The organism is Angustibacter peucedani, assembly GCF_054779595.1.
The window spans coordinates 19,959-29,673 of sequence record NZ_BAAGXY010000115.1 but is presented as its reverse complement, the minus strand read 5'-3'; the positions used below and the strand labels follow the sequence as shown (position 1 = coordinate 29,673).

General features: G+C 53.8%; 16 protein-coding genes and 1 tRNA gene. All 17 read left to right on the top strand.

Annotated elements, in window-relative coordinates:
- A partial coding sequence (locus ACYVJ4_RS16785) for a recombination protein NinG (protein WP_460461237.1) occupies positions 1-327 on the top strand: 327 nt, incomplete at its 5' end.
- Positions 324-440, top strand: coding sequence for a hypothetical protein (locus tag ACYVJ4_RS16780; protein WP_123277428.1), 117 nt, complete (start codon positions 324-326; stop codon positions 438-440). The genes ACYVJ4_RS16785 and ACYVJ4_RS16780, both read left to right, overlap by 4 nt.
- Positions 437-1,126 carry a bacteriophage antitermination protein Q gene (locus tag ACYVJ4_RS16775; RefSeq protein ID WP_032104832.1) on the top strand — a complete coding sequence of 230 codons (690 nt, stop codon included), beginning with the start codon at positions 437-439 and terminating at the stop codon, positions 1,124-1,126. The genes ACYVJ4_RS16780 and ACYVJ4_RS16775 overlap by 4 nt, the downstream gene beginning before the upstream one ends.
- Before the next feature lie 106 nt (positions 1,127-1,232).
- Positions 1,233-1,559: a hypothetical protein gene (locus tag ACYVJ4_RS16770; protein WP_032104831.1), complete on the top strand. Its 327-nt coding sequence runs from the start codon at positions 1,233-1,235 to the stop codon at positions 1,557-1,559.
- Positions 1,560-1,574: 15 nt separating this feature from the next.
- Positions 1,575-1,649: transfer RNA gene (locus ACYVJ4_RS16765), tRNA-Thr, on the top strand.
- Between the two features lie 164 nt (positions 1,650-1,813).
- Positions 1,814-2,215, top strand: a complete 402-nt coding sequence (locus ACYVJ4_RS16760) for a putative holin (RefSeq protein WP_001514183.1) — start codon at positions 1,814-1,816, stop codon at positions 2,213-2,215.
- A complete protein-coding gene (locus tag ACYVJ4_RS16755) occupies positions 2,212-2,487 on the top strand; it encodes a phage holin family protein (RefSeq protein WP_001514184.1) in 276 nt (91 codons plus the stop codon). The genes ACYVJ4_RS16760 and ACYVJ4_RS16755 overlap by 4 nt, the downstream gene beginning before the upstream one ends.
- A gap of 2 nt (positions 2,488-2,489) precedes the next feature.
- Positions 2,490-3,032 carry a glycoside hydrolase family 108 protein gene (locus ACYVJ4_RS16750; protein WP_048248649.1) on the top strand — a complete coding sequence of 181 codons (543 nt, stop codon included), beginning with the start codon at positions 2,490-2,492 and terminating at the stop codon, positions 3,030-3,032.
- The gene (locus tag ACYVJ4_RS16745; RefSeq protein WP_032105113.1) at positions 3,029-3,307 is read left to right on the top strand and encodes a hypothetical protein; all 279 of its coding nucleotides are present in this window, start codon (positions 3,029-3,031) and stop codon (positions 3,305-3,307) included. The genes ACYVJ4_RS16750 and ACYVJ4_RS16745 overlap by 4 nt, the downstream gene beginning before the upstream one ends.
- Positions 3,258-3,452 (top strand): hypothetical protein, encoded by a 195-nt coding sequence (locus tag ACYVJ4_RS16740; RefSeq protein WP_044489031.1) that lies wholly within the window; start codon positions 3,258-3,260, stop codon positions 3,450-3,452. Before ACYVJ4_RS16745 ends, ACYVJ4_RS16740 begins: the two co-directional genes overlap by 50 nt.
- A 324-nt stretch (positions 3,453-3,776) precedes the next feature.
- On the top strand, positions 3,777-4,301 hold the full coding sequence (locus tag ACYVJ4_RS16735; RefSeq protein WP_032105097.1) for a Rha family transcriptional regulator: 525 nt from the start codon (positions 3,777-3,779) through the stop codon (positions 4,299-4,301).
- A gap of 153 nt (positions 4,302-4,454) precedes the next feature.
- Positions 4,455-4,673: a hypothetical protein gene (locus ACYVJ4_RS16730; RefSeq protein WP_017383056.1), complete on the top strand. Its 219-nt coding sequence runs from the start codon at positions 4,455-4,457 to the stop codon at positions 4,671-4,673.
- A 166-nt stretch (positions 4,674-4,839) separates the two neighbouring features.
- On the top strand, positions 4,840-5,478 hold the full coding sequence (locus ACYVJ4_RS16725) for a putative metallopeptidase (RefSeq protein WP_049025046.1): 639 nt from the start codon (positions 4,840-4,842) through the stop codon (positions 5,476-5,478).
- Positions 5,479-5,510: 32 nt separating this feature from the next.
- Entirely contained in the window at positions 5,511-5,990 is a 480-nt protein-coding gene (locus tag ACYVJ4_RS16720; RefSeq protein ID WP_022651005.1) for a DUF2280 domain-containing protein, read from the top strand.
- Complete coding sequence (locus ACYVJ4_RS16715) at positions 5,977-7,455, top strand: phage terminase large subunit family protein (RefSeq protein WP_063613706.1); 1,479 nt, start codon at positions 5,977-5,979, stop codon at positions 7,453-7,455. Before ACYVJ4_RS16720 ends, ACYVJ4_RS16715 begins: the two co-directional genes overlap by 14 nt.
- Positions 7,456-7,470: 15 nt before the next feature.
- Positions 7,471-8,826, top strand: coding sequence for an anti-CBASS protein Acb1 family protein (locus ACYVJ4_RS16710; RefSeq protein ID WP_063613707.1), 1,356 nt, complete (start codon positions 7,471-7,473; stop codon positions 8,824-8,826).
- Complete coding sequence (locus tag ACYVJ4_RS16705; RefSeq protein WP_032104701.1) at positions 8,786-9,712, top strand: phage minor head protein; 927 nt, start codon at positions 8,786-8,788, stop codon at positions 9,710-9,712. The genes ACYVJ4_RS16710 and ACYVJ4_RS16705 overlap by 41 nt, the downstream gene beginning before the upstream one ends.
- The last annotated feature ends 3 nt before the right edge of the window (positions 9,713-9,715 follow it).

The following is a 9,715-nucleotide window of genomic DNA, read 5'->3' as shown; positions in this document are numbered from 1 at the left end:
AGTTGCGGTCGTCTACCAGAGCAGAAGTTTGGCGGAACCATGGACTGCGGCCACTACCGCACCCGTGGAGCTGCCGCGCATCTGGCTTTCAACCTTCACAATACCGCATCCCAGTGCGTCTATTGCAACCGTGATCGGGACGGCGCGCAAAAGGCATTTGAACAGGGCCTTATTGAGCGCATTGGTGCCGAAAAAGTTGAGGCGATAAACAACGACAATTCCGTCCGCCGGTTCGACATCCAATACCTGCAACGCATCAAATCCATTTTCACACGCAAAGCCCGCGCGCTGGAAAAACGCCGGGCCCGCCGACAGGAGGCCGCATGAACCATACCGACTTCCTCCGGTACCAGGCAGAAAGCGTTAAGCGCGCCAACCTGCCGCCAGTAGCAAAGCACAGCCAGACGAAAACCACTCAGCCACATAAGGAAGCCGCATGAACAGTCAGCAACTGGAATACGTACGTCAGCAGCTCATGGTGGCGACCGCAGATCTGAGCGGGGCGACGAAAGGGCAGTTAATGGCCTGGCTTGAAAATGCCCAGTACGATACAAAGACATTCAGACGCAAGAAACCACGCGTGATGGATGAGGTGACCGGGAAGGTGATTACTCTGGATAACCCACCGATACCCGGTAAGCAGTCGCGAGCTAAAGGGTCACATATTCCTCTGGTTAATCCAGTTGAGTACTGCACCGCATCCTGGCGCCGGGCTCTCATGTCGCTGGAAGAGCGCCATAAGGCGTGGCTATTGTGGAACTACAGTGAAGAGACAAAATTCCCGCACCAGACAACGATCTGCCAGATATCTTGGGAAGAATTCAGAGAGCAGCTAGATGGGGAGAAAATCGCCTCTAAAACCATGGGCCGACTAAAGGCTCTGGTGTGGCTTGCAGCTCAGGACGTAAAAGCTGAGTTGGCTGGCAAGCGTGTTTATCAGCAGCAGGAATTGGCTGCACTTACAAGCACAACTCCACAGAACTGGAGCACCAACTACGCGCAGCGCTGGCGTGCAATCAGGGAGATATTCTTAGAGCTGGACAGAGAGGCGTTACTTAGTGTTAAAAAAGCACGATCGCAACAAAAGGCGACAAATTATCATCAAGGTATTGCAGAAATGAATTAATTGGCATATATTTCATGTAAATCTGATATCGTCGCCATAGCTTTGATTGTCGACTGAACATAAAAACCTCGCCACCGTGCGGGGTTTTGTCGTTTCTGGAGCCTGCATGTCCGAGAAAATCACAGAGCAATTGGTCTTCCGCCCTGCCAGTGAAAAACTGACAAAGGATCTGGATGGTGAGTGGGTGATTCTGCTCAACCCATGCGATGGTTGGCATATTGCCCATGTGGTGGCTCTGGAAGAGGATGGCGAGGTCTACCATGTCGGCGCATATCAATTTGCAGGCGGCGAGTTCGAGCCGCACGAATTTTATGTTGCCTGGGCTTTGCTTCCAGACTCAATAAAACTGTCTGATCGCTTTGAAGATCAGAAGATGAGTCAAGAGATTAGAGACGCTCGCTGGCGTGAATGGACAGCCAGCATCAGTAAGTGATTTCAAACCATATTCGCCGGTCTAGTTCAGTGGCAGAACGGCAGCCTTGTAAGCTGCGCGTCAGAGGTTCGATTCCTTTGCCCGGCACCAGAACCCACTACCTGGGACCCTTCGGCCAGAGAGCCGACATTGCCTTACCCTCACATTGCCAGCCTGTCGCTGGCTTTTTTATTTTCAGGCTCCGGGAACCATCATCGACACGCCTACTTGTTAAATCGCCCCGAGGGCCTGAACCAACTACACACGGAATAAATATGTCTGAGACCTTCACTATCGTAGGCGTTGGTCTTACATCGTCATCAGTCGGTGTAACCTTTGCCACGCTGTTTCCGGAGGCGACTCCAGCAGTGATGCTCGGATCACTCGCCGGAACTGCGCTATACGTTCTGACCTCAGATCCCCATCAACTCTGGAAGCAGGCTATCTTTGCGCTGATATCGTTTATCAGTGGCGTGTTCTTCTCCGTTCCCATGGCGAAAATCATGGCCGGAATCATCAACACGCCGTTAAGCCTGATGAAGCCACCGGCCAGCATTGAGGTATCGCCAGCTGTCGGTGCAATTGTCACTGCTTCCATTTCCGTGGCAGTCCTGCTGCGTATTCTCCGCAAATCCAAAAGCGGGAAGATGCCGGGGCTGGGGGAGGAAGATAAATGACATGGCAGCTTCTTCTGATGGATGCAAACGCCATAGTTTGCCTGTTAATCATGGTCAGGCTGATGTTTTTCCGGAAAGAGGGAAAGCGTCATCGCCTTAGTGTCGCGGTGCTGGCCTACCTGGTCATCCTTGCCGCCGGATTCAACGCCTTCAACATTCTGCTCGGCCACTACGTACAGGTTAACCTCGGCGACCTGCTGCTGAACTCCGTCATCTGCATGGCGGTGTGGCTGGCGCGCGGGAACCTGGCGAAGGTCGTCATTACGGAATAGCCATGACCAAAGACGATATCTTTAACACCATTCTCGGCAAAGAGGGCGGTTATGTTGATCACCCGAATGATAAGGGCGGACCAACGAACTGGGGAATTACTCAGGCAACTGCCCGCGCGCATGGTTATACCGGGGATATGCGAAACCTTACACGTGAGCAGGCTCTGGCGATCCTTGAGTCTGATTACTGGTATGGCCCACGCTTTGATCAGGTGGCAGAAGTATCCCCTTCCATTGCCACCGAACTTTGCGATACCGGTGTGAACATGGGGCCATCAGTGCCGGTTAAATGGTTCCAGCGCTGGCTGAGCGTGTTCAACACTCAAGGCAAACTCTACCCAGACCTGATTACAGATGGGGTTATTGGCCCCCGAACTATCAGCGCATTGAAAAGCTATCTTGCTCGACGTGGAGATGAGGGAGAAATCGTATTGCTTCGCGCACTGAACTGTAGCCAGGGTCAGCGTTATCTTGAGCTGGCAGAACAGCGGCCGGCTAACGAGTCATTCGTTTATGGCTGGATGCGCGAGCGGGTGAGCCTATGATGACACTCAAATCTGTACTGGCGGCAATCGGAGTTGCGATCCTGATGGTGCTTGGTGCGTTTGGTGTGGGCCGTTTTCGCGGGCGTGAACAGGCTGAAGAAAAAGCAGGCCGGCAGCGCATAGAAGAAAAGGCCGCAGCCATTGAGTCAGTAGCCGAACGCCGTGTAGAAGCAACAAAAGAGGCCAGCAATGTACAGCAGAATGTTAACCGCATGCCTGATGACAATGTTGATCGCGAGCTGCGTGACACGTGGAAGCGTCCCGGTGGTGGTTGATACAGCCTGTGACTGGGTAAAGCCAATCTACCTGACTGATCACGACATTGATGTTCTTGACCGCCAGACGAAGCGCGACATCCTGGCGCATAACAAAGCGTGGCAGGCGAACTGCCAGAAAACAAAAGAATCGGGGGCAAAGTGACGAAAACCAACCAGTGCAGTGAAGGTTTCGACAACCCATCCAGGTTCCGCGAGGAGTGGGATAAGCAGACCCAGGGGAAATAGAGCCTCATCCCTGAGGTTCTGACACAGTCTCTCCTCTGGGCTTTAACCGTAGCAGAATCACAGAGCCTCGCATCGGCGGGGCTTTTTTGTATCCGCATTTCACCGCGCACCGCAGCGCATTCAAACCACGTCGAACCAAACCCTTTGAAATGAGCCTTTGAGGAAGTCAGTTAGTGCTGGCGAGCCTCGACGGGCTGATTTCCTATGCGGCAAAGGTTCATCTCAAAGAAAGGTACACGCTATGAATAATCCGTCAGTTATTCCGGCCTTCGACTTCCGCGAAATGGTTTTGCCATCCAACGGAAAGGTCATCACGACGTCCATGAAGATCGCCCGCTATTTCGGAAAGGCGCATAAAAACGTTCTTCGCACTATCAAGCGGCTGGAGTCAGATTGCTCCCCTGATTTTAACCGGCTCAATTTTGAGCCCGTTGAATACCTCGATAAGAAAGGCGAAATGCGCCTGATGTACAACATCACGAAAGATGGCTGGATGATGCTTGTAATGGGTTTCACCGGGAAGATGGCGACCGCGATTAAAGAGCAATACATCGCCGCCTTTAACTGGATGGCCGAGCAGCTAAACCGACGCATGGCCATGGGTGAAGAAATGCAGCACCGCTACGCCATCAAAGAAACGCGCTCAAAGCTGAAAGGCACGATCGGAAGCCGTTTGATGAACGAGCGGAAGAAAGAGAAGCGCGTTCTGGAGCTCGAGCATGAGCACATCATGCAGGTAACGCAGCCAGAATTGCTGATTGGCTGATCGACATTACAGAAGCTCTTCACTGAGGGGCTTCGATAATGATCTGTGTAACCCCGCAAGGATGGTGATCACATCTTGCTGACGGGTAAGCCGTAAGTGGCTAAGCACTTCTGAGAAGCAGGGCAACAGCTGCGACAAGGCAAAGAGGTAATCATGTCCGACATCTACCAAATCACGCTAACCACCCAAACAGGCGAAACCTTCACAGGCAAGATGTCACGACGTCAGCCTGAGTTGGTTAACGGCTTTGTACCGCTGGCGAACGAGACGGGCGAGTGGTTGTACTTTGCTCCAGCGGATGTGAAACGCGTGCAGTTCACGCCAGTGCAGGCAGAGCAGACCGAGCAGCCAGAAGAACAAGCAACGGAGTAACTCATGAGCAAAACAGTAACATTCACCTCAAAAGTATCTCTTCGTCCATACATGAAGCCGATCCTGGTGCTGTCAGCCTTACTTCGCTGGGACTGGTTGACTAACAAGTGCTTCAAAATCGAAACCGTTACCAGCGACACGGTGCAGCTTTAAGGCGGAGTAACCCATGGTTAACGATGACGAGCGCAGGCCATATCCGCCAGTTAACTTCATCACCTCCGACAACTGGCAGCCATACACCAGGCTAATACCTGCCAATGAAGTGCATGAGTGGGTAAGCCGCCAAATCCTCAGTGATACCGGAAGCATCCACAACCCTGACCATGAGCACCTGCTTGAAGCTAACCTCTGCTTTATGTGGGCGTCTGACTCTTTCGCGAAGAAAGGACGGTATGTCCTCGGTCAGGCCGAGCAGGTAATGCTGCGCGCCGGTGGTTGGCAGAAAGCCAGAATGGAACAGCAGATGCATGAATGGTTCGGGCGAATACCGAAGTTCATCATCACGCTGGCGGCTGATTACTGCTCACAATGCAGTGACCTCGAATTCTGCGCACTGGTAGAGCATGAGCTTTACCACATCGCCCAGGCCACCGATGATTTCGGCGCGCTGAAGTTCAACAAAGAGACCGGGCAGCCAGTGCTGATACTGCGCGGCCACGACGTCGAAGAATTCACTGGCGTCGTACGTCGATACGGTGCCAGCAAAGAAGTACAGGAGCTCGTTGATGCGGCCAATGCGCCAGCAGAAGTGGCTCACATCGATATAGCCAGGTCATGCGGCACATGCATGTTAAAGCTGGCCTAACAATATGACTGATTATGACAGGCAGGTAATCCATGGCGACACTGAAAGGTGAGGTCAAAGCCTTCATCGTTCAGTCCCTTGCCTGCTTCGATACACCATCCCAGGTGGTTGAGCTGGTCAAAAAAGAATTTGGCCTGAGCATCACACGTCAGCAGGTCGAATCACACGACCCGACGAAAGCAAACGGCAGGGGGCTGGCGCAGAAATGGGTGGACATGTTCAATGCCACCCGCGAACGCTTCCAGAATGAAATCTCAGACATACCGATCGCTAACAAGGCGTACCGACTTCGCGTTCTCGACCGCATGGCAACGCGTGCCGAGGGCATGAAGAACCTCGCGCTTACTGCCGAGATTATCGAACAGGCGGCGAAGGAATGCGGCGATGCCTACACCAATAAGCACAAGTTTGAACATTCCGGCCCGAATGGTGGCGCCATCCAGACGATCACCATGAGCAAAGAGGAATACAAATCCGCACGGCAGGAGATGATGGAGGATGACGACTGCTGAGCAAAAGGCTTTTGCCCGTAAGGTTGAATGCGAAGAGGACGGGCTTTACTACGCTCGATACTTCTTCAAGCAACGTACTGGCGGCAAGATGATTGTCGCGCCGCACCACAAGGTGATTCAGCAGACGCTGGACCGCGTCATTGATGGTGAGATTCAGCGCCTGATCATCAACGTCCCGCCTGGGTACACGAAAACGGAGCTGGCTACCATCAACATGATGGGCCGCGGACTGGCACTGAACTGCCGGGCTCGCTTTATGCACCTGTCCTACTCGCACAACCTGGCGCTGCTGAACTCCTCAACCGCGCGCGGCATGATTAAGTCGCAGGCCTACCAGTCAATGTGGCCGATGGCGCTGCGCGATGACGCTGACAGTAAGGCGATGTGGTGGACCGAACACGGTGGCGGCGTCTACGCGTCGTCAGCTGCCGGGCAGGTTACCGGCTTTCGTGCCGGCCATATGGAACCGGGCTGGCAGGGCGCGCTGATTATCGATGACCCGGTTAAGCCAGATGACGCTTACTCAGAGATCGTCCGCGACGGGGTAAACAATCGCTTTAACGAGACAATTAAATCACGACTGGCGATCGAGACGACGCCGATGATTGTCATCATGCAGCGAATCCATTACCACGACCTGAGCGGCTATCTGCTGAGAGGCGGGAGTGGAGAGAAATGGCATCACCTGAATCTGCCGGTGATTATCGACAATAGTCAGCCATACGCAGCGCAGTACCCTGAAAACTCACACGCTATACCGATTGACCACGGACTGCCTGATGGCTGGCTGTGGCCGTTCAAGCACAATGAATCGCACCGTATATCCCTGTTCTCTCACCGGCGCACCGCCGAAGCGCAGTACATGCAGAAGCCTCGCAGGTTTAATGCTGAAGGAGCCCTGTGGACAGAAGTTATGATCAGCGCGGCACGCGAACTGCAAATTCATCACGATAAGGTTCGCACTGTCGTAGCCATTGACCCGCAGGCAACAAACAGCGACGAAAGCGATGAAACAGGTATTGTCGCTGCCAGCTCATATGGTGCTGGTGATAAAAAGCAGTTCTCTGTGGATGGCGATTACAGCGGTAAATTTTCACCTTCTGGATGGGCCAAGAAAGCCATATCGGCTTATGAGCAACACGAAGCTGACGCGATAGTTATTGAGACGAACCAGGGCGGAGATATGGCGGAGGAGACACTACGCAACGCCGGGTTCAAGGGTCGCATCATTCGTGTCCATGCCAGCAAAGGTAAGTATGCCCGCGCGGAGCCGATATCGGCGCTCTACGAACAGGGGCGAGTGGCAAATCACGGCAATCTCTACGTATTGGAGAACCAGCTGATGGAATACATCCCCGCCACCGCGAAGAAATCACCTGACCGCCTCGATGCGATGGTTTACGCACTGACTGAACTGAATGGATCGCAACCTGTGGGGATGATGATTCCGAAACGCCTTCGCTAACCAAACGGACAAACCATGACTGACAAATTAACTCTCGCCGTCAACCATGCGTTGAACGATGCGCGGATGGCGCGCGCCCGTATGGGGCTGATGGCGCCAACGATGGGGCTGGATAATAAGCGCCATTCCGCATGGTGCGAATATGGATTCCCTGAGCAGGTAACCTACGAAAACCTCTATGCCCTGTACCGCCGTGGCGGTATCGCTCACGGTGCAGTTGAGAAGCTGGTGGGCAAGTGCTGGCAGACGAACCCGGAAATCATCGAGGGTGACGATGCCGACGAGAGCGAAAACGAAACCGCCTGGGAAAACAAGTCAAAGCAGGTATTCAACAACCGGTTCTGGCGCTCATTTGCCGAGGCGGATCGCCGTCGCCTTGTCGGTCGTTATGCAGGCATCCTTCTGCACGTCCGCGATGAAAAAGACTGGAACCTTCCGGTTACCAAAGGGCGAGGGTTGCAGAAGGTTTCCGTGGCATGGGCCGGATCGCTAACGGTGAGCGAGTGGGACACTGGGCTGAACTCGAAGACTTACGGTCAGCCGAAAATGTGGCAGTACGCCGAACGCTTGCCGAATGGCTCAAGTCGCCGCGTCAATATCCACCCCGATCGCGTTTTCATCCTTGGTGATTACTCAGACGATGCTATTGGCTTCCTTGAGCCAGCTTATAACGCCTTTGTGAGCCTGGAGAAGGTAGAGGGCGGGTCTGGTGAGTCATTCCTGAAGAACGCCGCTCGCCAGTTAGCACTTAGTTTCGACAAGGAAATCGACTTTGGCAGCATTGCATCTATGTACGGCGTTGAAGTAGATGAGTTGCAGGATAAATTTAATGACGCTGCACGCGAGATGAATCGCGGCAATGATGTGCTGCTTTCTCTCCAGGGGGCCAGCGTAACCTCCCTTGTTTCTCCGGTTTCTGATCCGTCTCCAACCTATAACGTAAACCTGCAAACAGCCGCCGCAGGAGTTGATATTCCTACGCGTATTCTGGTTGGTAACCAGCAGGCTGAGCGGTCCAGCACTGAAGACCAGAAATACTTTAATGCTCGCTGTCAGTCGCGCCGAGTAGACCTCGCTTTCGAGATAGAGGACTTCTGCGACAAGCTTATTGACTTGCAGATCGTCGATTCAGTCAGCCAGAAAGCAGTTATCTGGGATGACCTGAACGAACAGACCGGTACTGAGAAGCTCACCAACGCCAAGACTATGGGCGAGATTAACCAGACCATGCAGGGCAGCGGCGATGAACCAGCGTTCACCCGTGAAGAGATTCGGACGGCTGCGGGCTATGACAATGACAATGACGACGAAGAGCCTTTAGGAGAAGAGGATGGCGACGAAGAAGACGAAGCCACCAATTCTACCGCGTAACTATCAGGATCCGACCGGGGCCGATGCGCTGGAACGCCGAGCAATGAAAGACTTCGCCAGGCGCATGAATAAGATTGGCAAGGCGTACAAATCAGCACTCGACAAAATACCTTCCTCCCTCGCAGTAAACGCCAGATACGAATACCAGTTAAACCCAACGCTACTCTCTATCATCCTGAACGATGCCAGTTACCTGGTTGATCAGGTGCTGCTTGAAGGTGGCGATTACGACCTGTGGTTTTACGAGTACATCGATCTGGCTTCGGAGAAAGGGACCGGACAGTCGTTCTACAACCTCAGCCAGCAGTCGCCGGTGTACGCCGCTGGTCGTGAGTCGTTAGCGTCCATCCTCGCAAGCGACCCGTATCAGCAACGCATGGCGCTGGTGCATGCGCGTGTGTTTGAGGAAATGAAGGGGCTGACAGCTGACGTTAAGCGCGACATGGCGCGCGTACTGACTGATGGGGTGGGCCGTGGTCTCAATCCGCTGGACATTGCCCGCAACCTGACGGTCCAGACCGGCATCGAGAAGCGCCGCGCGAACAGAATAGCGCGTACAGAAGTGACCACCGCGCTGCGCAGGGCTAAGTGGGATGAAGACCAGGAGGCGAATGACCTTTACGGCCTTAAAACGCTTCTGGTTCACATCTCGGCTCTGTCACCGACAACCCGACATACCCACGCAGTGCGCCATGCCCACCTCTACACCAACGAAGAGGTGCGTGACTGGTACAGCAAGGATGGCAACTCCATCAACTGCAAATGCAGCCAGCAGTCGGTACTGGTGGATGCGGACGGGAACCCGGAATACCCGGACACCATCACGAAACTCAAACAGGAATATAAATCGATGCAGGCGCGCGGTTACGCCTGGGCGGAGAAATAACCT

Excerpts from the sequence above, each read along its gene's own strand:
- ACYVJ4_RS16730 (WP_017383056.1), top strand. The coding sequence starts at position 4,455 with ATGTCCGACATCTACCAAATCACGCTAACCACCCAAACAGGCGAAACC.
- ACYVJ4_RS16710 (WP_063613707.1), top strand. The coding sequence starts at position 7,471 with ATGACTGACAAATTAACTCTCGCCGTCAACCATGCGTTGAACGATGCG.
- ACYVJ4_RS16740 (WP_044489031.1), top strand. The coding sequence starts at position 3,258 with ATGTTGATCGCGAGCTGCGTGACACGTGGAAGCGTCCCGGTGGTGGTT.
- ACYVJ4_RS16755 (WP_001514184.1), top strand. The coding sequence starts at position 2,212 with ATGACATGGCAGCTTCTTCTGATGGATGCAAACGCCATAGTTTGCCTG.
- ACYVJ4_RS16720 (WP_022651005.1), top strand. The coding sequence starts at position 5,511 with ATGGCGACACTGAAAGGTGAGGTCAAAGCCTTCATCGTTCAGTCCCTT.
- ACYVJ4_RS16745 (WP_032105113.1), top strand. The coding sequence starts at position 3,029 with ATGATGACACTCAAATCTGTACTGGCGGCAATCGGAGTTGCGATCCTG.
- ACYVJ4_RS16750 (WP_048248649.1), top strand. The coding sequence starts at position 2,490 with ATGACCAAAGACGATATCTTTAACACCATTCTCGGCAAAGAGGGCGGT.
- ACYVJ4_RS16735 (WP_032105097.1), top strand. The coding sequence starts at position 3,777 with ATGAATAATCCGTCAGTTATTCCGGCCTTCGACTTCCGCGAAATGGTT.
- ACYVJ4_RS16760 (WP_001514183.1), top strand. The coding sequence starts at position 1,814 with ATGTCTGAGACCTTCACTATCGTAGGCGTTGGTCTTACATCGTCATCA.
- ACYVJ4_RS16780 (WP_123277428.1), top strand. The coding sequence starts at position 324 with ATGAACCATACCGACTTCCTCCGGTACCAGGCAGAAAGCGTTAAGCGC.
- ACYVJ4_RS16715 (WP_063613706.1), top strand. The coding sequence starts at position 5,977 with ATGACGACTGCTGAGCAAAAGGCTTTTGCCCGTAAGGTTGAATGCGAA.
- ACYVJ4_RS16725 (WP_049025046.1), top strand. The coding sequence starts at position 4,840 with ATGGTTAACGATGACGAGCGCAGGCCATATCCGCCAGTTAACTTCATC.
- ACYVJ4_RS16770 (WP_032104831.1), top strand. The coding sequence starts at position 1,233 with ATGTCCGAGAAAATCACAGAGCAATTGGTCTTCCGCCCTGCCAGTGAA.
- ACYVJ4_RS16775 (WP_032104832.1), top strand. The coding sequence starts at position 437 with ATGAACAGTCAGCAACTGGAATACGTACGTCAGCAGCTCATGGTGGCG.
- ACYVJ4_RS16705 (WP_032104701.1), top strand. The coding sequence starts at position 8,786 with ATGGCGACGAAGAAGACGAAGCCACCAATTCTACCGCGTAACTATCAG.